The organism is Rhizobium sp. 'Codium 1' (assembly GCF_020889605.1).
GTDB classification, from domain to species: domain Bacteria; phylum Pseudomonadota; class Alphaproteobacteria; order Rhizobiales; family Rhizobiaceae; genus Allorhizobium; species Allorhizobium algae.
The window spans coordinates 101,792-122,518 of the sequence record NZ_JAJGPW010000006.1; the positions used below are offsets into that span (position 1 = coordinate 101,792).

Annotated in this window: 18 protein-coding genes; 7 read left to right on the forward strand and 11 right to left on the reverse strand. The window is 61.5% G+C overall.

Annotated features, from left to right (window positions below):
• Positions 1-139: 139 nt before the first annotated feature.
• The 5 genes from LJE98_RS15420 to LJE98_RS15440 all read left to right on the forward strand — a co-directional run bounded on the left by LJE98_RS15420 (position 140) and on the right by LJE98_RS15440 (position 5,297).
• On the forward strand, positions 140-961 hold the full coding sequence (locus tag LJE98_RS15420) for an ABC transporter ATP-binding protein (RefSeq protein ID WP_229576108.1): 822 nt from the start codon (positions 140-142) through the stop codon (positions 959-961).
• Complete coding sequence (locus LJE98_RS15425) at positions 961-1,755, forward strand: ABC transporter permease (RefSeq protein ID WP_229576109.1); 795 nt, start codon at positions 961-963, stop codon at positions 1,753-1,755. The genes LJE98_RS15420 and LJE98_RS15425 overlap by 1 nt, the downstream gene beginning before the upstream one ends.
• The gene (locus LJE98_RS15430; protein ID WP_229576110.1) at positions 1,755-3,068 is read left to right on the forward strand and encodes a cytosine deaminase; all 1,314 of its coding nucleotides are present in this window, start codon (positions 1,755-1,757) and stop codon (positions 3,066-3,068) included. The genes LJE98_RS15425 and LJE98_RS15430 overlap by 1 nt, the downstream gene beginning before the upstream one ends.
• Positions 3,069-3,070: 2 nt before the next feature.
• Complete coding sequence (locus LJE98_RS15435) at positions 3,071-4,480, forward strand: FAD-binding oxidoreductase (RefSeq protein ID WP_229576111.1); 1,410 nt, start codon at positions 3,071-3,073, stop codon at positions 4,478-4,480.
• Positions 4,481-4,715: 235 nt separating this feature from the next.
• A complete protein-coding gene (locus LJE98_RS15440; RefSeq protein ID WP_229576112.1) occupies positions 4,716-5,297 on the forward strand; it encodes an NAD(P)H-dependent oxidoreductase in 582 nt (193 codons plus the stop codon).
• Between the two features lie 14 nt (positions 5,298-5,311).
• On the opposite strand, the gene LJE98_RS15445 is transcribed toward LJE98_RS15440, so the two are convergent.
• From LJE98_RS15445 to LJE98_RS15475, 7 genes are all read right to left on the reverse strand, one after another.
• On the reverse strand, positions 5,312-5,701 hold the full coding sequence (locus tag LJE98_RS15445) for a RidA family protein (protein WP_229576113.1): 390 nt from the start codon (positions 5,699-5,701) through the stop codon (positions 5,312-5,314).
• Between the two features lie 263 nt (positions 5,702-5,964).
• Positions 5,965-7,068, reverse strand: coding sequence for an FAD-dependent oxidoreductase (locus tag LJE98_RS15450; RefSeq protein WP_229576114.1), 1,104 nt, complete (start codon positions 7,066-7,068; stop codon positions 5,965-5,967).
• Positions 7,061-7,723 (reverse strand): ATP-binding cassette domain-containing protein, encoded by a 663-nt coding sequence (locus LJE98_RS15455; protein WP_229576115.1) that lies wholly within the window; start codon positions 7,721-7,723, stop codon positions 7,061-7,063. The genes LJE98_RS15450 and LJE98_RS15455 overlap by 8 nt, the downstream gene beginning before the upstream one ends.
• Positions 7,724-7,725: 2 nt before the next feature.
• Positions 7,726-9,411: an ABC transporter permease gene (locus LJE98_RS15460; RefSeq protein ID WP_229576256.1), complete on the reverse strand. Its 1,686-nt coding sequence runs from the start codon at positions 9,409-9,411 to the stop codon at positions 7,726-7,728.
• Between the two features lie 42 nt (positions 9,412-9,453).
• Positions 9,454-10,686 carry an ABC transporter substrate-binding protein gene (locus tag LJE98_RS15465; RefSeq protein ID WP_229576257.1) on the reverse strand — a complete coding sequence of 411 codons (1,233 nt, stop codon included), beginning with the start codon at positions 10,684-10,686 and terminating at the stop codon, positions 9,454-9,456.
• Between the two features lie 85 nt (positions 10,687-10,771).
• Positions 10,772-11,032: a zf-HC2 domain-containing protein gene (locus LJE98_RS15470; protein ID WP_229576116.1), complete on the reverse strand. Its 261-nt coding sequence runs from the start codon at positions 11,030-11,032 to the stop codon at positions 10,772-10,774.
• A gap of 65 nt (positions 11,033-11,097) precedes the next feature.
• Positions 11,098-11,889 (reverse strand): TVP38/TMEM64 family protein, encoded by a 792-nt coding sequence (locus LJE98_RS15475; protein ID WP_229576117.1) that lies wholly within the window; start codon positions 11,887-11,889, stop codon positions 11,098-11,100.
• A gap of 166 nt (positions 11,890-12,055) precedes the next feature.
• Here LJE98_RS15475 and LJE98_RS15480 point away from each other — a divergent pair, with 166 nt between their 5' ends.
• Positions 12,056-12,664: an RNA polymerase sigma factor gene (locus LJE98_RS15480; protein WP_229576118.1), complete on the forward strand. Its 609-nt coding sequence runs from the start codon at positions 12,056-12,058 to the stop codon at positions 12,662-12,664.
• A 17-nt stretch (positions 12,665-12,681) separates the two neighbouring features.
• Here the strand turns inward: LJE98_RS15480 and LJE98_RS15485 are convergent, their stop codons facing one another.
• Both LJE98_RS15485 and LJE98_RS15490 read right to left on the reverse strand, forming a co-directional pair.
• Positions 12,682-13,299: a CDP-alcohol phosphatidyltransferase family protein gene (locus LJE98_RS15485; RefSeq protein ID WP_229576119.1), complete on the reverse strand. Its 618-nt coding sequence runs from the start codon at positions 13,297-13,299 to the stop codon at positions 12,682-12,684.
• On the reverse strand, positions 13,296-14,807 hold the full coding sequence (locus tag LJE98_RS15490; RefSeq protein WP_229576120.1) for a dihydrolipoyl dehydrogenase family protein: 1,512 nt from the start codon (positions 14,805-14,807) through the stop codon (positions 13,296-13,298). Before LJE98_RS15490 ends, LJE98_RS15485 begins: the two co-directional genes overlap by 4 nt.
• Before the next feature lie 590 nt (positions 14,808-15,397).
• Between LJE98_RS15490 and LJE98_RS15495 the strand changes: the two genes are divergently transcribed.
• Complete coding sequence (locus LJE98_RS15495) at positions 15,398-16,924, forward strand: oligosaccharide flippase family protein (RefSeq protein ID WP_229576121.1); 1,527 nt, start codon at positions 15,398-15,400, stop codon at positions 16,922-16,924.
• Positions 16,925-17,016: 92 nt separating this feature from the next.
• Here LJE98_RS15495 and LJE98_RS15500 read toward each other — a convergent pair whose 3' ends face one another.
• Both LJE98_RS15500 and LJE98_RS15505 read right to left on the reverse strand, forming a co-directional pair.
• Entirely contained in the window at positions 17,017-18,342 is a 1,326-nt protein-coding gene (locus LJE98_RS15500) for a glycosyltransferase family 4 protein (protein ID WP_229576122.1), read from the reverse strand.
• Between the two features lie 95 nt (positions 18,343-18,437).
• Positions 18,438-20,471, reverse strand: coding sequence for a glycosyltransferase (locus LJE98_RS15505; RefSeq protein ID WP_229576123.1), 2,034 nt, complete (start codon positions 20,469-20,471; stop codon positions 18,438-18,440).
• Between the last annotated feature and the right edge of the window lie 256 nt (positions 20,472-20,727).

Sequence of the window (20,727 nt, forward strand, 5' to 3'; positions counted from 1 at the left end):
CCGCCACCTTCTCCCCGCTTGCGGGGAGAAGGAGTTCCGGGCCGGCATGTGGTGACATCCCTCTCCCCGCATGCGGAGAGACGGTAAGGTGAGGGGCAAATTCCGAGCACTCCTGTTCATTCAGATACCAAGGCTGTCAATGTCACGTTCCGAATCCCCCTTCACCCCGCCCCCTCCCGAACAGCGCCGGGCGCTCGTAGTGATGAAGGACGTGTCCAAGGTCTTCTCCAACGGTACGGCGGCACTCACGGGCATGTCGCTCACCGTCAACGGTGGTGAATTCGTCAGCCTTCTCGGCCCCTCCGGCTGCGGCAAGTCGACCGCGCTCCGGATCATCGCCGGCCTGGGCGATACAACAACCGGCACGATCGATTGGCCAAGCTCACGCATCAACTCCAAGGGCCTGCCCGAAGGCGATGTTTCCTTCGTCTTCCAGGAGCCGACGCTGATGCCCTGGGCAACCGTCTTCGGCAATGTCTACCTGCCGCTGAAGCTCCGCGGCATCTCGAAGGCCGCCGCCACGGCAGACATCCTGGCAGCACTCGACCGCGTTGGTCTGAAGGATTTCACCGGCGCCTATCCGCGCGAACTCTCCGGCGGCATGAAGATGCGCGTTTCGATCGCCCGCGCGCTTGTGACCAAGCCGAAACTCCTCCTCATGGACGAACCTTTTGCCGCACTGGATGAAATCACCCGCCAGAAGCTGAACGATGATGTGCTCAAGCTCTGGAAGGAAACCGGCATCACCGTCATCTTCGTCACCCATTCGGTGTTCGAAAGCGCTTACCTTTCGAGCCGCATCGTGGTGATGAAGGCGCGCCCCGGCCGCGTGCACGCGGATTTCCCGCTGCAGACCAGCCTCGACCGCGATGCCTTCTATCGGACCTCGGAAGACTATCGCCAGGCCTGTGAAACCGTATCCAAAACACTCATCGAAGCCATGGACGGGGAGCATCACTGATGACCGGGCCGGCCGAAACGCTACTGAAAATCCTCGTCCCCATCATCGTCGTCTGTCTGCTGATCGTGGTCTGGCAAGTCGGCGTCTGGGTGAGCGGCGTTCCGCAATACATCCTGCCCGGCCCGATTGTGGTCGCCGGCGCCCTGTTCAAAGACTGGGGCACGCTGTCGCCGGCACTTTGGGTCACCACCAAGATCACCCTGATGTCGCTGGGGCTGGCACTTCTGGGCGGCGTCGGCATCGCTGTCGCGCTCGTGCAGTCGAAATGGATCGAGATCGCCTTTTACCCGATCACCGTCATCCTGCAGGTCACGCCGATCGTCGCCATTGCGCCGTTGATCCTGATCTACTCGCCCTCGACCCAGGTGGCACTGCTGATCTGCGCCTTTCTCGTCGCCTTCTTCCCGATCCTTTCCAACATGATCCAGGGCCTGAAGAGCGTCGATCATAACCTGCTCAATCTCTTTGACCTCTACGGCGCCTCGCGCTGGCAGACGCTGCTCTATCTGAAGCTGCCGGCCTCGCTCCCCTATTTCATGACGGGTCTCCGGATCGGCGGCGGCCTCGCGCTCATCGCCGCCGTCGTCGCCGAATTCGCGGCAGGCTCGGCCGGCGCCGGTTCGGGGCTTGCCTTCCGCCTGCTTGAGGCACAGTTCCGTCTGAACATTCCGCGCCTGTTTGCCGCCCTCTTCCTGCTCTCCTGCCTTGGCGTCGTGATCTTTGCCATCACCTCCTTCATTTCCTGGCTGGCGCTGCATCGCTGGCACGAGAGCAGCCTGAAACGAGAAAACTGATGTCGAGTCCGATTACCGCCCTCCCTGCCGCCAAGCGCTTCGTTCTCGCCAATGCGACACTGCCCGAGATTTGTGTCGACGGGCTGGAGGCCCCCGCCTGCGAGGGCCTGATCAACGCCGACATCGTCGTCGCAGACGGCAAGGTCGAGGCGATCCTGAGACCGGGAGAAGCCCCTGCCGGCCTGCCTTCCACCGATCTCAGGAACGGCATGGTCTGGCCGACCTTCGTCGACATGCACACCCATCTCGACAAGGGCCATATCTGGGAGCGCCGTCCGAACCCGTCAGGCGACTTCATGGGCGCGCTGGAAGCCGTAAAATCCGACCGGGAGGCCAACTGGACGGCTTCCGACGTCAAGGCCCGCATGGAATTCTCGCTGCGCACGGCCTACGCCCATGGCACCAGCCTGATCCGCACCCATCTCGACAGCCTGGCGCCCCAGCACCGCATCTCCTTCGAGGTCTTCGCGGAAGTCCGCGACGCCTGGGCCGGCAAAATCGACCTGCAGGCCTCAGCCCTTTTCCCCTTCGACCAGATCACCGACGAGGCCTTCTTCAAGGACCTCATCGACGTGATCGTCGCGCATAGAGGCCTGCTCGGCGGCGTCACCTATCTGATGCCGGACCTCGACCAGAAGCTCGACATCCTTTTCCGCACAGCCTCGGAAAACAGCCTCGATATCGACCTGCATGTAGACGAGACGCAGGACAAGGAAACTCTGACACTGAAGACAATCGCCGAGGCCAAGCTCCGCAACCGTTTCGAGGGTTCGGTCACCGTCGGCCATTGCTGCTCGCTCGCCCGGCAGGACGAGGATTTGGCGAAACGCACCATCGATCTGGTGGCGGAAGCTGGCCTCGCGGTCGTGTCACTGCCGATGTGCAACATGTATCTGCAGGACCGCGTGTCCGGGCGCACACCCCGCCAACGCGGCGTTACCCTCTTCCACGAGCTGTCAGCTGCGGGTGTGGCAACCGCCGTTTCCTCCGACAACACCCGTGATCCCTTCTACGCCTATGGTGATCTCGATCCCGTCGAGGTCTTCCGCGAAGCGGTGCGCATCATCCATCTCGATCATCCGCTCGACACCGCAGCAAGGGTCGTCACCCGCACGCCGGCCGACATCCTCAAGCGCCCTGACCACGGCCGCATTGCGGTCGGCGGCCGCGCCGATCTCGTCCTCTTCAGTGCCCGCCGCTGGAGCGAATTTCTTTCCCGTCCGCAGGCCGACCGCATCGTGATGCGGAATGGCATGGGCATCGACCGCAGCCTGCCGGATTACCGCGAACTTGACCCGTTGCTTGGAGTTTAGACATGGCTGACTACGCCAAAATCATCGAAGAGCTGGAAGGCATCGCCGTCGAGGACAATCCGGCGCTGGTCAAACAGAAGAGCCGTGACTTCTATTGGTATTCGCCGATCCTGAAGGAAGAACTCGACAATGTCGTCGGTGACCTCGTCGTTTCAGCGACCACCGAGGAAGAGGTCATCCGCACCTTGAAGGTCGCCTTTGCCCATGGCGTCCCTGTTACCCCGCGCGGCGGTGGCACCGGCAATTACGGCCAGGCCATGCCCCTGTCAGGCGGCATCGTGCTCAACCTCATCAACATGAACAAGGTGAAGGAGATCCTGCCCGGTCGCGTCATATGCGAACCCGGCATCATCATCTCCGAGCTTGACCGCCAGACCAAGGAACATTCCGGCCAGGAACTGCGCTTCCACCCCTCGACCAAGCAGACAGCAAGCATTGCCGGATTCATCGCAGGCGGCTCCGGCGGTGTCGGCTCGATCACCTGGGGCGGCTTGCGCGACCTCGGAAATATCCTGCGCCTTCGCGTCGTCACGATGGAAGCCGAACCGCGCGTGCTTGAACTGTCCGCTTGGGACCTGCAGAAGGTTTCCCACGCCTATGGCACCAACGGTATCATCACCGAGGTCGAGATGCCGCTCGCCCCGGCTTACGAGTGGGTCGACGTCATCGTCGGCTATGACGACTTCATGGACGCGGTGAAATTTGCGGATACGCTCGCCCACAAGAACGGCATCCTCTTGAAGGAAGTCGCCCCGATCGCCGCCCCCATTCCCTACGACTACTTTACCCGCCACAAGCCCTGGCTGAAGGAAGGTCAGTCGGTTGTCGTGCTCATGGTGGCACCCCATTCGATGGAAGCCTTCCTGGCGCTCGCCGACAAGATGAAGGGGAACGTGCGTTTCCGTTCCGACACGGTCGAGAGCATGAAGGGCATCCCGCATGCCTATGAGCTGGCCTGGAATCACACGACGCTCCGCGCCCTGAAGCTCGACACCAACATCACCTATCTGCAGGTGCAGTATCCGGGCCCGGACCATGTCGAGAAGGTCCGCGTAATGACCGAACTCTTTCCAGACGAGGTGATCGGCCATCTGGAATTCATCAAGTTTGACGGCCACATCCAGTGTGCCGGCCTGCCGCTGGTGCGCTACACCACCAAGGAGCGGCTGGAAGAGATTATCCGCATTCACGAAGAAAACGGCTGCCCGATCTTCAACCCGCACCGCTACACGTTGGAGGAAGGGGGAATGAAGCAGACCGACCAGGTCCAGTTGGCCTTCAAGAAGGAAACCGATCCGAAGGGCCTCCTCAACCCCGGCAAGATGATCGCCTGGGAGAACCCGGACTTCGATTTCTCCGCCGGCAAGAACTACCTGTTCCCCGGGCTGGAGGTTCTTTCCGAAGCCTCATAGGGATCACGAGATGCGTTGCGGCTTCCCGTTCCGGAGCCGCAGCGAATAACCGCCGGAACGACCCCATTCCGAAGGTACTCCCGGCCGGCCCACCGGCTCATGCGACACACGACATGGCATCCCCCATCCCTCGGCATCAGGCGGCGAAGGACTGGGATTCTGGGACAAACGGCGCGGAAGTTTTCAACTGGACCCCGACTGCGAAAGCGGCGGGCAACGACTTGGAGCTTTTGACATGCGCGTACTCGTTCTCCACTCTCATCCCCTTGATGAAAGCTTCGGCCGGGCGCTTTACAAACTCACCTGCGAAAGCCTGGAAAAGGCCGGCCATGAAGTCGACGGCTGCAATCTCTATGAGGAGGGTTTCGACCCGGTGCTCTCGGCCCATGATCGCCGCGTCTATCACGACATTCCCGACAACCTTTCGCTGGTTCAGCCCTATGTCGATCGACTGAAGAAGGCGGAAGCGCTTGTCATCGTCACCCCCGTCTGGAATTTCGGCTTTCCGGCGATGCTGAAAGGCTATTTCGACCGCGTCTGGCTGCCCGGAGTTTCCTTTGATCTGGTGGACGGCAAGCTGACGCCGACGCTGCGCCACATCAGGAAGCTCACTGCCGTCATGACCTATGGCGCCACCCCCATGCGCGCCTTCCTCGCCGGAAACCCGCCGAAGAAAATCGTCAAGCGGGTGCTCCGTGCCCAGATCGGGATCGGCGCACCGGTGAAATACCTCGCCCATTACGACATGAACAACTGCACGGAAGAAACCCGCGCTGCCTTCATGGCGAAGGTGCGCCGGGAAATGGAAAACTTCTGAGAGAAGACTGGCGGTCAGACGACCTTGGCCGCTGTCACCTCGACTTCGACCAGGAATTCCGGTCGCGTGAAGCCACCGACCACCAGGAGCGTCGAGACCGGCTTCGGATCGAGCGTGTAGCGATCGCGCACCGCCATATAGGCTGGAAAATCTTCCCGTCGCGTGACGAAGCCGGAGACGCGGATCACATCCGCGAACGTCATGTCTGCCGCTTCGAGAATGGCCTTGACCGCCTCGAAACACAGCTCGGCCTGCGCGGTCACATCGGGCGGGATCGTATCATCAGGGCCAATGCCGAGCTGGCCGGAGGTTACGAGCAGGCTCGCACCCGGCGGCACGAGCAGACCGTGATTGTAATGCCCGAAAGGACGGCGGACGGAGGCAGGATTTAAGATCTTTTTCATGGCGAGAGCCTAGCGCGGCAACGCCCGCCGCGGAAGGGTAATCCATGGGTCCGCAGCCCTTTGCGAACAACAGAAACACTCACGTCGCTCCACCGAATTCGCCATATCTCGAGGCCACCCCCAGGTTCATTGAAACGGTTTGGTATGCGTCGCTGTCGGGCAGGAGCCTTCACGGATGGGAACCACGCCTGCGAATGCAAACTGCTCTTGCGTTACCGACAATCTCTCGCAAACACCGGATCGCAATCAGCCGTCCCCCCGCCTCAGCGATAGCGCTGCATGAAACGGCTGTCGGTCCGATGTTTCCACCGGGCCACCCAGTTTCCGGAGATCGCCATGCCCCATTTGTCTGCAATGGCACGCCCGTATCCGAGCGAGATCAGCACCAGCCAGAACCGTTGTGGGCGATAGACCGTCAGCGGCCTTCCCAACAGGTACCGATGAATGTTCTCCGCCAGAACGGGTCCCTGCCGGACGGCAAATACGCCCGCCTTCGGGCGAGGATCCGGCAGCGAGGCGACATCGCCAGCGGCAAAGACATGCGGTTGGGACACTGACTGCAGCATGTGATCGACCTTGATGAAGCCGCCTGCGTCGAGGGCAAGCCCTGTCTGACGCAACCATGCGGGCGCGCCGCTTGAGGTGGTCCAGACGACCGCGTCCACAGCCAGTTGGCGCCCGTCGCGGGCTGTCAGTACGTTATCCTCGAAGGCAATGACATCGAAAGCGGGATAATGGGCGATATCCGCCGCATGCAGCGCCCGTTCCACGAGCAGCCTTGCCCGCCGGCTGCGTTCTGGAACCGGCCCGGCCGCCCGGCCGGCGAGGGCGATCCGGATATCCCGCCCCTCGAAACGACGCCTGAGCGCAAAGGCGATCTCCACGCCTGCGACCCCCTGTCCGATCACGGCGAGGCAAAGGGGGCGCCCCTCCGCAACCAGGGCATCGAGGCGCGACAGGCGGTCCGTGAAGCTCGAGATCGGCTTTACGGAAAGGCCGCCGGAGATCCCTTCCGGAAGCGAGGGCGTCGAGCCGATATCGATCGAAAGCAGGTCATAGGCGAGGTCGCCGCCGCATGCGAGCGACACCTTTTTGAGGTGGGCATCGATGCCAATCGCTGCGGTCTCGATAAAGGTGACACCGTTGCGCGCGCAGAGGTGAGCGAGATCGATGTGGAAGTCGTCGAATTCGTATTCGCCGGCAACATGACCCGGCAACATGCCGGAATAGGGCGCATGGCGTGACGGCGAGACGAGCGAGATCTGCGCACCGAGGCCAAGCCGCCCCAGCCGGCGCACGACCTCCACATGCGCGTGCCCACCTCCGAGAAGGATCACGGATTGCCCCATTGTGCCGGCGTCAGCCATTGGCTGCTCCGATCCGATGCACGAACCCGCCAGCGGCCTCGGCATCAGCCTCGTCATGAGTCACGAGAATGACCGGCAGGCCGGCTCCCCGCGCGCGCTCGAAGACGAGGGACCGCATCTGGGCGCGCAAATCCATGTCGAGCTTGGAAAAGGGTTCGTCCAGCAACAGCAGTCGGGGCCGGGAAACGAGAACGCGGGCGAGTGCGACCCGTGCCTTCTGTCCACCGGAAAGCGTTGCCGGGTCGCGGCCTTCGAAGCCTCCGAGATCCATCTCGGCGAGGATCTCGGCAGAGATCCGTCGGCGCTGTGACCGGTCGGAAATCTCCGCCGGGATTGCGAAGGCGACATTGGCGCCGACCGTCATATGCGGAAAGAGAAGCGGATCCTGAAAGAGGATGCCAGCCCTTCTTGCTTCCGGAGGAAGAGAAAGAAGGTTGGCACCATCGACGGAAACCGTCCCAGACGCATCGAAAACGGGATCGAGAAACCCACCGACAAAGGACAGCAACGTCGACTTTCCAGACCCCGACGGTCCCATGACGGTCAGGACCGCACCCGGAGGGACCTCGGCCGTAAGGTCGATCAAGCTGTTCCGGCCCAGACGGATCACGACATTCGAAAGGGACAGGCCGGTTGCGACGGTCTGGTGAAGCATTGTCAAACCCTCATGTCCCGACGATTGCGGTGCAGCGCGGCGGGCAAAAGGATGGCGAGCGCGAAGGCGAGGAAAGGCAGGATCGTTTGCAGCAGGGCATAAACTCCGATAACGCGGCGATTGTTGCCGGAGGCGAGCGCGACGGCCTCCGTTGTGATGGTCGATAAACGCCCCTCGCCAATCAGGAGCGTGGGCAGATACTGCCCGACCGATACGGCGAAGCCAACGGCTGCGGCCGTGAGGATCGGGCGGAGCAGCATGGGAAGGCGGATGGAGACAAGCACCGCAAACCGAGACCGACCGAGCCCCGTTGCGATGATCTCGTAGCGGCGATCCAGCGCCCGCCACGGATCGGCAAGCGATAGAAAGACATACGGCAAGACAAAAACCAGGTGAACGAGGACGAGGGCCGCAAGGCGCTGCTCGCTGCCGCTACCAATGAAGAGGAGTTGCAGGCCGAAGACGAAGGTGACCTGTGGGACAATCAGCGGCAGGTAGAGCATGAGCAATGCCTTCTCCCCACCGGTCCGTCCCGTCTGGTTCTCGCGCACCAGACAGCCCACGGCGAGGAGGACGGCGAGCAGCGTCGAGGCAAATCCCGTCACCAGTGTCGTCACCAGTGGATCGGCAACACGCGGCAGAGCATTCATCCAGCTCCGCAGCGTAAAACTCTGTGGCAGGAGATCGGGAAACTGCCAGAGGCCGGCGAGCGACCACATGGCCAGAACCGCAAGACCCGCGAAAACGGCGGCACCGATCAGACCGACCACCAGGATTGACGCAAGGCGCGGAAAACGGTCCCTGACAAACCGCCGCCCCGTTTCCCTCGATACACGGAGCAGAATGGCAAAGAGCCGCTCGAGACCGAACCAAGCCAGCAGGACCCCGAGTGTCACGGCCAGTTGCAGCACAGCACCAGCCGAGGCGAGGAACCGCGCGGAAAGGTCCGCATCGTTCATCCACTGAACGAGGCGAGTGGCGAGTGTGCCCGGCAGGTTGGGACCGAGGATCAAGGCGACATCCACGACGGAAGACGAATAGGCGATGACGGCATAGACCGCGAAACGCATTTGTCGGTAGAGCGCCGGCCAGAGCAGATAGACGAAGCCGGCGATCCGACCATAACCGAAGGAGGCCGCGAGCCTGCGGGCAGCAGGAAGGTCGACCTGTGGCAGGGCCGCGAGCGTTACGAGAAACAGGAACGGCGTTTCCTTGATCACCAGACCCGCAATCATCGTGAGCCCCATGGGATCATGCGGGATGAGAACGTCCGGTGGACGGTCGATGCCCACGAGAGGGGCAACGAGGCGGATAAGGAAGCCTGACGGCGCAATCAGGAAGGCAAAACCGAAGGCAGCGGCTGCATGAGGGACCGCAAGCAGGGGCGAAAGCAGATGCTGCAGCCGTGACAGCGTCGGCGTGCCCGCGTAGCTGGCAACAAAGATCAGCGTCACGCCGAGAGAGATGACCGTGGCGCCAAGACCCGTTGCCACACTCAGGACTACGGCAGTAGGAAGCCCCGGCGTCGCCAGAAGATTACGAAACGGGTCGAGGCTGAGTGCATGCCCCCCGAGAGCCGGGAAAAATCCAAAGGCCGGCAGCAGCGTACCGAAGAGGCCGAAAGTGATCGGCAGCAGCAAGAGCCCGAGCGTGAGCACGACCACACTCCGGGGAAGGAGTGCGGTCAGTCGGTCGACGAGGGCGTGATCGGCCAGTCGGGCTGCCACGGATCAGTTGCCGCTTGCGTAGCGCCGACGCCACTCGACTTCGATGCGCTCCATCCAGCTTGCATGCGGTTCGGCAATCACTGGTCCGAGCTCGTCCGGCGCAAGGGTTGCGACACCGAGGTCAAGGGCAGCAAAGGCCGCGCGATCCGGCTCCGGCAGTTTTGACATGGCAAGAACGGTCGGGTCACCCCAGGAAACGGGGTCTTGCTTGCGCAACTGTGCCTCCGGCGAGATCAGAAAGTTCGCCGTCAGCAGCGCTCCTTCCCTTGCATTGGCATTGTAGGGAATGGCAACGAAATGGGTATTGCCGAGCGTGCCACCCGAGAAGGTGAACGAGCGCACCGTATCGGGCAGCTCCCCCGCCTTGATGCCTGCGGAACCTTCCGAAGGATTGAATGCGAAGATGATGTCCAGCTCGCCGTCGGCCAGCTTCTGCTTCATGTCCGGATAATTCTGCGGAAAGGTTTTCGCCGAGCGCCAGGCGACCGGATGCAACTGATCAAGATAGGCAAAGAGCGGCTCGACGTCGCGCTCGAACGTCTCCTCCTTCAGCGGCTTTGCCAGCTTGGCCGGATCATCAATCACCTCGCTCAGCACCTGCTTCAAGAAAGAGGATCCGACGAAATCCGGCGGAGCGGGATAGGAAAAGCGACCGGGGTTCTTCTTGACCCAGTCGAGCAGTTGCGCGGCATTGTCCGGCAGTGCCGTGGCATCAGTACGAGCCTTGTCGTAGAAGAAGACCATTTTCGCACCGCCCCAGGGGCTTTCGAGGCCTTCCGTCGGCTCGGTGAAATCGGTCAGAATGGTGGGCTGGTTCTCGATGTCGACATAGCGCCAATTGGGCAGTGACGTCGCCCAGCCCGGTGCGAGAAGCAGGCCCTGCTTCTTCATCGAGGCAAAATTTTCGCCGTTGATCCAGATGAGGTCGACAGAACCGCCTTCATCCTTTCCGGCCGATTTTTCAGCAATCACCTTGGCGACGGCGCTCGCGGTATCGTCGAGTTTGACCTGAACGACAGTGACACCGTAGCGCGCCTGCATTTCGGCGCCGACCCATTCGAGATAGGCGTTGATGTTCTCAGATCCGCCCCAGGCATTGAAATAGACCGTCTGGCCGGAGGCGGCCTTCTCGACAGCAGTCCAGTCTGCCAAATCCTGCCCGGCCGCAATGGCCTGCAAGCCGCTGACACCGGCGATCACGCCCGCAGCAAGAATTCGTTTCATCAGACGCATGATCTGCCACTCCCCTTGATAGAGATCAGATGACGCCTCGGGCGTGATCGATCCAACTTTGAAATACGTTGTCGAAATCATCCGGATCTCAGGTTTCTTCGCCGGAGCGCGCCCGGCGGCGCGCCAGGGCTTCCTGGATATCTTCGGCATATGCGGGCTCGTGCACGGCGACATCCTGCATCGCTCCCGCAATCTGGGTGAGATCACAGGTCGTCCGCATCTGCTGGATGAAGGCCCGGCAGCCACGGCACATGGCCAGATGCAGCCTCATGTTGAGCAACGGCCAGAAGCCAAGTTCTCCATCAATCAGGCGGCTGGCACGGTCGGCGACTTCACTGCAGCGAAACATGGCTTACCCCTCACCGGACATGTTGAAATGGCTCCAGAGCCTGACAGATTCTGTGGCCTCCACCCTCACCTCCGGTCTCCGCGCTTTCGAACCTGGCGGATGATCGTCGGTATCAGAGCCACCAGAGCAAGTGCCAGAAAGGCAAGCGTGATGTCCCGCGTGACGAGATCGGAGATTTGCGCCTCTCGTCCGCTCGCCTGTGCGGCGACCAGCACGCTGTCGACGCCCTGGCCGAGATAGGCATAGGCGAAGGTGCCCGGCAGGATGCCGAAAAAGGTTGCCGCAAAGAAGCGTCCGAGGCTGATATCGAAGAGTGCCGCAGCGATATTGACGACGAAGAAGGGGAAAACCGGAGCAAGCCGGATGACGAAGAGATAGCCGAACGCATTCTCACGAAAACCGTCGGCGAGCTTGCGAAGGGAGCCGTCGACCCGGTGGCGCAGGAAACTGCCAAAGGCGGAACGGGTAGCGAGAAAAAGGAGCGACGCGCCGACCGTGGCCCCGACGGCAACCAGCGCTCCGCCGATCATCCAGCCGAACAGGAAGCCACCGAAGATGGTCAGGACAGAGGCAGCCGGAAACGAAAAAGCGACGGCCAGGATATAGACGATCAGGAACAACATCGATGACCAAAGGAAATTGGCATCAACATAGGCGCGCAGCGCCTCCCGTTGTTCGGCCAGGAAGCCGAGACTGAGATAGTCCTGCAGGCCGAGCGCATAACCGAGCGCGAGACCCGCAAGAACGAAACCAACCGGCGCATACCGCCAGACACGGGCCTTTTTCGGAGGAGGAACTGCCGGCGCCTCTTGGCTGGCCTTTGGACTGTTTTCGAGTGGAAAGCGCGTATCACTCATCGACTTCTCCGGAAGCTGTTTTCATGCCTTGTAAGATCACGAGGCCGGCATCGACAGAACACCAATTGTCACTATGGCTTGATGGGTCCGAATGCGGCTGGACATCCAAGTTGATTGTTTTGCTAAGTGTTTCCCGAATGGCGCTGGCGTGAAGGCAGGAGGCAATGTGGGGAAAGTCGAAGGAGAGGAGCACACCTTGGTGTTGCGCCTGATCAAAGGGGACCAACAGGCTTTCGACATGCTTTATCGGCGTCACAACGCCGCCATGGTCCGCTTCTGCGCCGGCATCGTCCCGGCGCGGGACATTGCCGAGGAGATCACACAGGAAACCTGGGTTGCCGTTCTCAGCCGCATCGATCTCTTCGAGGGGCGCAGCTCGCTGGCAAGCTGGATCTATGCAATCCTGATCAACAAGGCACGCACCCGCGCTCGTCGCGAGGGCCGCACTGTTTCCTTCGACGATCAATTGGGCGAATCCCCCTTCGCGATGGCTTTCGACGGGCGCGGAAGATGGCGCACCGTACCGGAACTCTGGGAAGAGCTCACACCGGAGCGCCATGTCGAAGGCCGTAGTGTCCTGCACCATGTCGCAGCGGCGATCGAAATGCTGCCGCCAGCTCAACGTGCGGTCATGATCCTGCGTGGCCAGCAGGAGCTCGACCCGGCCGAAGTCTGCGCCCTTCTCGGAATATCCGAGGGCAACATGCGCGTGCTTCTGCATCGCGCCAGATTGGCGGTACGCAACGCGCTGGACGCGGTGAACAACATCAACTGAAGCCGTCGAAGCGCCACTCATCGCTCCTCCTCCGAAAACGCCACCCAGCCCTGACGCCACCGGATGACGGTCGTCACCCCGCAGAGCGCAGCGAAGCCGTAGGCCAAGAAGGAAAAACTTCCCGGGAAGAGACACATGGCGACAAAGACCGCGATCGTCTCGAAGCCTTCGGCCAACCCGCCGATGTAATAGATCCCCTTCGTCGGAAATTCGGGCGCCTTGCGACCGAGTTTCGCCGCGGCCGCAGAAAAGGCCAGAAATGAAGAGCCGGTACCGACGAAGGAGGCGATCAGCATGGCTGCCGGAAGCGCGTGGATCTCCGGCGCCTGAAGCGCAAACCCGAGTGGAACCAGCGCATAAAACACCATGTCGAGCGCGATATCGAGATAGGCCCCACGATCAGTCGGCCCTTGGATCCGGGCAACGGCGCCGTCCAGGCCGTCCATCGCCCGGTTCACGAGGATGAGGAGAAGCGCCACCAGCCACGCCCCGAAACACAGGGCGGCAAAAGCCCCGAGCCCTGCCAGAAAGCCGACGAGGCTGATGTGATCCGCGCGCACACCCCGCGCAGCCAGGTACGCGGCGAAAGGCTGAAGTGCCGCCCGCTGAAGCGGCAGGATCCGCGCGTCGATCACCCGCGCCTCCAGGTCTGGAACCGCTCGAGCAGCGAAAGGAGGAAGCCGTTGATGTGTTTGCGGCGCCACTGTCCGGCCACCATCTTGTTGGCTTCGGCGAGCGTCGGATAGATATGGATCGTGCCGAGAATCTTGCCCAACCCATGGCCGTGTTTCATGGCGAAGACGAACTCCGCGAGCAGGTCTCCGGCATGTTCCCCGACGATCGTCGCACCGAGGATCTTGTCCTTTCCGGGGACGGTCAACACCTTGACGAAGCCACGAGCGGCTCCATCGGCGATCGCCCGATCGAGATCGTCGATGCCGAAGCGCGTCACCTCGTGCGGAATGTTCTTCTCTTTCGCCTCGGCTTCCGACAGCCCGACACGCGCCACTTCAGGATCGGTGAAGGTTGCCCAGGGAATAACGCTGTAATCGGCCTTGAACCGCTTGAGATCGCCGAAAAGCGCATTGATCGAGGCAAACCAGGCCTGGTGTCCCGCGACATGCGTGAACTGGTAAGGTCCCGCCACATCACCGGCGGCCAGGATGTTAGGATGCAGCGTCTGCAGGTATTGGTTGGTTTCGATCACGCGGTCGACCTTGATGCCGAGCTCCTCCAGTCCGAAGCCCTTGAGCCGTGGCGCACGTCCAACAGCAACGATGATCTCGTCGAAACCGATACGACGGCGAACGCTGCCATGCTCGACCTCGATCCACTTCTCATCGCCATTAACGCCGCAACCGACCGCCTTGTGGTTCGTGAGGACATTCACGCCATCCGCCTTCATCGATGCTTCGACGAGCGCGGACGCATCCTCGTCCTCCCGCATCATCAGGCGTGGTGCCATCTCGATCTGCATCACCTCGGAGCCGAGCCGGGCAAAGCTCTGCGCCAGTTCGCAGCCGATCGGCCCGCCACCCAGAACGACGAGGCGCCGTGGCGCAGTCGGTCGATCACGGAGCCGCTCCCAGAGAGTGTCTGAGGTGAGATAACCGGATTCGGCGAGGCCGGGGATCGGTGGCACGAAAGGCTGCGCACCGGTTGCAATGATGATCGAACGCGTCGTCAGTCGCAGCGTGCTGCCGTCATTGAGGACGACCTCCACCGTCCAGGGATCGATCAGCTTCGCATAGCCCTCGAGCACCTCGACACCGAGCCCGGTGTATCGCTCGACACTGTCATGCGGCTCGATCTCGGCGATCACCTTGTGGATGCGCTCCATCACGGCCGAGAACGGCACGTTTGGTTCGACCGCCTCCAGGCCGTAATGGTCCGCATGGCGCATCTGATGGGCCACCCTGGCGCTCTTGATCAGAGCCTTGGAGGGCACGCAGCCGAAGTTGAGACAGTCTCCGCCCATCTTGTTGGCTTCGATCAGGGTCACCTTTGCCTTGGTAGCCGCAGCGATGTAGGCCGAGACCAGACCGGCCGACCCTGCCCCGATGACGACGAGATTACGATCGAAACGCTTCGGCCGGGTCCAGCGCGCGCTGGAGAAATCGTCATTCTTCTGTGTCTGATCCATGGTGCCCCTGTGTGGCAAACGCCCTTGATAGCTACAGGACAAAACAGATCAGCGTTTGTTACACTGCAACCGAATTTTTCCGGAAACCGTTCGTCTGCAGGCGCGATGTCCCGAGAGCCACGGCCATGTTCCAGGATCGCAATGTGGCAACGCATCGTCCTGAAGAAGGTCGTCGCAGGCCGGGACCAGCGACCATTCTGACAGAACAGGATCAGTCGTGCGCCGATGGATTGGCGGAGGGCGGCTCCATAGATGGGGCACCAATACCCGTCACGTACAATCAGCTCTGACCATTTGAAGTGCCAACACATGCCCGAGCAATACCAATGCCGGAATGCCCATCCGCTTGTCGAGCTTCTACCTCTGCCCGGCCGAAAGGATTAGCCCGGAGACAGAATGGCAACTCAATCTCTCTTCGAGAACCTGCCATATCTGGATGATCGAGTGATGGCGATCCGGATGGCTCCCGGCGGTCAGGATCGCTTCGATGTCGCTCTTGTATGTGGGCCGTTCGGGAATGAAGGCGCGATGATGTCAGTCAAAGTCAGCCGCAGGCGACCCGCGGGGGACCAGGTCATGTGGCCCCGGTCATGACGCAGATCGATACCGGTGGCGATATCTATCCGGCTCCGGGCGGCAAGAGCAGCCCCCCGCTTTCCGAGCGAACGGTCAGGGCTGGGCTTTTGACCACGGGAGCGCGGCTCTTCACGAAATGCCTCGATTTCGTCACCCTGCTGATCCTTGCGCGGTTTCTCGGCCCGGCGGAATTCGGGCTCGTCGCAATGGCGATGACCGCCGTGCTGATCGTTGAGACCCTCTCCGAAATGCCGCTGGGAGCGGCGCTCCTGAACCATCAGAATCCCACCGAGAGCATGTATGACACCGCACTCTCGCTGGCCGCGCTCCGCGCGTTGGCAATCATCGCACTCCTCTGTGTGATGGCATGGCCGCTGTCGCTGCTTTATCACGAACCCCGCTTGGTCGCCTTGCAATGCGCCTTGTCACTCGCGCCCGCCATGCGCGGACTGGTGAGCCAGAAACTGACGGAATATACGAGGGTCCTGGATTTCAGGCGGGATGTGGCGCTCGATATCATAGCCAAGGCTGGCGCTCTCGTCATTGCCGCCATCCTGGCGATCACCACCGGCAGTTACTGGGCGATCGCGATCGGCAAGATATCGAGCACGGCCTTGGCGATGATCGCCTCGTTTTTCCTTGCCCCCCAGCGCCTTCGCTTCACGCTGTCAGAATGGCATGTCTTTTCCGACATGCTGGGCTGGAACGCCGCTCGACAACTCCTTTCGGCCGTCAACTGGCAATCAGACAAGGTGGTTCTGCCCCGCTATGTGGATATCGGAACATTCGGTCAGTTCACCTGGGCGGACAATCTGATAGCCGTGCCGGCCCAGGCAATCATCCAGCCCATCACGTCGCCCCTGTTCTCCGCATTCGTCATGGCGCGCCAATCCGGCGGCCTTGGCAAGGTCTATCTGAAGGCCTCTGCAGGCGTGTATTCGATCATGGCCCCTCTTTTTCTCGCGATGGGAATGCTGGCAGATCCGATCATCCATCTGATCCTCGGCCCTGCCTGGCAGCAAACCGCCCCGATCCTGACCTGGCTCGCCTTCGCAGCTGCCGTGGGCTATGCGCCAACGGTCCTCTTGCCGGCACTTGCCATGTCACTCAACAGGACCCGTGTCGCCTTCGAGAAGCTGGCAATCGAGTTCTGTGTGAAGGTGCCCCTGATTGTCGGCCTGACAATGGCCATGACCTTGCAAGGACTGCTGATCGGCCATGCCATAGCCGCGGTGTTTGGCTTCCTGGTGAACCTCGTCCTCGTCGGAAAGTTGATCCAGCTCGGCATTCTGGCACAGCTTTCGAGTCTGGTCCGTCCCACAGTTGCCATGATCCCCATGGCGGTCTTCCTGCTGGCGACACAGCAATTGTTCAGCTCGAACGACGGCGCGCTGCAGACCTTTTTCGATCTGGCCTGGGTCTCCGGGCTAGCCATGGCGATTTTCGCCGGAACAGACCTGATCCTGTGGAAACTCGTTGGTTCTCCGGACAGTTGCGAATCTCTCATTCTGCGGATGACCAGGAAGATACTGCGCTGCTGACGATGGTCTATGCGGTCCGCTGCGAACGAAATTCGGACAGAAGGACATGCAGCCGCGCGCCTTGTTGGGTGGAGGCGCGCTCCTGAAGACGCTCAGCCGAGCAACGGGATGGAGACGGTCACGCGGCGGCTCCGGCGGATGCGAGCCTCTTGCCGTGTCCCGGCACTCTGGATCTGTTGCCGGTAGATGTCGAGAAGGCGGCGCTCCCAATCCTGCGAGGACAGGGCCAATACCTCCCGATCGTGGAAACCCTTGACACTCATCTTCGCGATGCGGCCGTCGTCTGCTGCCAGATCCATCAGGGAACGGCTGAGACCGCCGGTTTCGTAGGGGTTGCAGGACAAACCGACGCCCTGTTCGAGGATCTCGTCACGCGTGGCCGCGAAGTCGCTGATGATCACGGGGATGCCGGACGTGAAGGCCTCGTAGGCGACGAGCGAAAATGTCTCGCGTGAACGCGTCGGCACGACGAGGCAGCGCGTTTCCGCCGCAATCTCCTTCAGCCCGTCCCGATCCTTGAACCCTGCGATCCTGGCCGCCGGGTAGATCTCCGAGATCTCGGAAGCCAAGGCGCCTTCACCCACGAATGTGATGGGCACGTTTGCCTGCTTTGCCGCTTCGGCAAGAAGCAAGACCCCCTTGTCGTGTTCGAGACGACCGACGAACAGAAAGCTGTGATTTGCCTCAGCATGCACGCGCGCGTCAGACCACGGCTGAACCGGATTGCGCAGCACCTTGATGGCATCGGCCGGGATACCGCCTCTCTCAAGCAGCGGAACCATGCCTTCGTGCACGGCAAGAACCATCGCCCCCGCCCCCGAGAGGTCCATCAGAAGGCGCCGTTCGATATCCCGGGCTATCCGCCACAACTTTTCAAGGCGAGACCGACGGTCACAATTGGCACCCAGACACGACAGGGACAGCGGCCTAGTCGTGCAGGGCCGCCCTTCCTGGAAGTGAAAATAGCCACCATTCGGGCAGGCGAGAAAATAGTCATGCGCCGTGAGAATGACGCGGTTCATCACCGGCCGGAGCGCGTCAAAGATCGAGGGCGAGAGGATCTTGGACCAGTTGTGGACATGGTACAGCGTCTCCGGCGTGTCCTTCGCCCGGATGAGCGATTTCAGCCGTCGAGCCGCCGGGACATTGTAGAGCCCCTTGACCACGGCCCTTGCAAAGGAACTGCTGCGCAGATCGTTGGCACCCACCGCATGCAGGGTGATGCCGCGTCGGGCCAGCTCTTCGTTACGGCCAAAATCACCACAGAAATACTCAACCGAAAGTCCGCGATCCGCGAGCATGCCGGCATTCCTCAACGCAATCACCGACGGCCCGTCCCTAGGCTCGGAAAGATCGCTGATCACCACAACCCGACGCGGGAGGCCTTCAACCCCGCTGGCATCCGTCAGTCCCGTCATCACGCGTTCCCCCCTCCCCTGAAATCAACACGCACATGGTCCTCGCAGCCGGCCTCCCCGCAGGCTGCGTCCCCTGTCGTTACGCAACAGGGCCACTACGCCCTTCCTGCACCTGCCGGCTTTCCATCGCTCGCGACCACCGTCCGCTTCTGGCCGAGAACGGCTGCCCGCTCTGGCGCCAACTCTCCCGTAACTCCCTCAATGATCGCACGAAGATTTCCCTTCAGCCGTCCTTTCCGGTCCACATAGGGTTCCGGCGTGAACAGCCGTCCCACATTGCTGGCCATGTTTCGAAAGATCTGGTTTGCCACGAGATGAGGTTTCATGGTCCCCTTCTTCAGCATGTACAGGGGATTGGCGACCTGTGAATAACCCAGGCGCTCGCCGCTGGTGCGGCCGCTCTTGACCCCCATATGCACACCCTGGCAGCCCGACCATCGAATGAGGCGTCCCCCTGTCTTGGCCAGTGCCGCTCCAAAATCCCGGTCCTCCAGCCAGCCATAGAGGACGAGCCGGTCGTCGAAACGAAGAGGTCCGATGGCCTTCATGCGGAAGGCCATGTTGCAGCCATAGGGACTGAAGGGTTCGAGCCATCGACGGGCCCCTGCTTCCGCTTCGGTTGCGGCTTCCACTATGTGAGCGGCCTCGTCGAAGGCAATGCCCGGTCCCTTGATCCCATCCGCGATGACATGCCCGGTGATACCGGCAACAGAACTCTCGTCCTGAAAAACCTGTGCAGCTTCGGACAACCAGTCCGGGTGAGCGATGAAATCATCATCGAAGAAGGCGACAATATCCGTTGTCGCGTCAAGCTGGTTGAGGGCAGCATTCCGTTGGTTCGCCAATCCGACGGGTCCCAAAACGATCTTCACCCCTTCGAGATGAACAAGGTCCCCGGCATCCTCGGGCGTCGCGCAGGAAACGATGACCGAGGATGGACGAAGCCGTTGGTTCGACAGGAAGTGCCGTACGGTCTTCGAGACGACCTCCGGCCGCCCAAGCGTGGCAAACACGGCCGCAATGTGCGGCGCAGGCGCCGAGGGGGAAACATGCCTCCTCGTGACCGCCGGAGATTCCAGCAGATCCAGATAGCCTTCAGCACTATCCTGCCAGGAAAAGTTCCTGCACTGCTCCCGGCCCCGTCCGGCAAGGTCGGCCTGCAACTGCGCAGACATGGCAAGCATCTCGATGTGCCTGACCCATTGTGCAGGATCGAGCGGAGACGCCATGAGCGCCGCCGCGCCGCACACCTCGGGCATGCTTGCGCAATCGGATGAAATGACGGGACAGCCACGCGCCATCGCCTCGACGATCGGCAGCCCGAAGCCCTCCGTCAGGGACGGAAATGCAAGACATAGCGCGTGATCGAGCAGATAGGCGAGGTCATCGTCAGAAACGCGACCGCACTGGTGGACATTGGCGGGCAGCGGGGCTCCGTTCTGCTCACCGATCTCCTTGCCACCGGCTATGATGATGTTGATGCCCGATGCCTCGAGGCGCGGTGCAATCTCGACCAGCAACGACATGTTCTTGTGCTTCGCGCCTGAGCCTATGGCCAGGACGAATGGGCTGTCTCCGGCATGCACAGGAAGCTCTGCAGCGAGCCTGGCCTGATCCGGATTCCACAGAAGCGCATGCTCGTGACCATTTGGCAGCACCACGATCTGCGAGAGCGAAATCGGCAGATAGCGGGCAATCTGCCGCGCCGAAGCATGTGAGACGGTCGCGACCCTGACGGCCTGCCGGGCAAACAGGGGTTGGAGGCTCCGATAGACTGCTCGAAAGCCGCGTGTGTAACTGCCGGGTGAAGAAAGCACATTGGTGTCGTGGATGCAGACGATCTGCTCGCTCTTGATGACCGGTGCCATGTTGCAGAGGTTGAGGAGCCGCCGCCCACGCGCTGCGATCGGCAGTTCGACCTGCTCCCAGCCATAGCCGCTGAGTATGCCCAGCTCGACCGCATCCAGCCTTTCACAGCCAGGATGCCGGCTGCCCGTAGGGTGAAACAGGGTGGCTCCACGTGCCGCCTCGATGTGATCGAGCGCGCTCACGATGTTGCGGGCATATCTCTGAACACCGCTGAGATTCTGGGTCAGAAAGCGACCATTGACCACGAAGGATGCCGTCATGTCGCCGACCTGCTTTTGCTGCCCGCGGATACGCACCGAAATCGACCAAGCACGCCACTCTCCTTTACGCTTACGACTGTGTCAGAAGATGTCCGACACCACTCGTCCATTTCATGTTGCCGGCATTCGTCCTCGGATGGAGCACTCGGCCTATTCCCCTCCAAGCGAGAATGCCGGCCAAGCCTCCGATTTTGCAGCCTATGGGCTGCTTCGCTCGAGTCCTATTCGGCACTTTCGGTGAAGCCACATCAGAAAG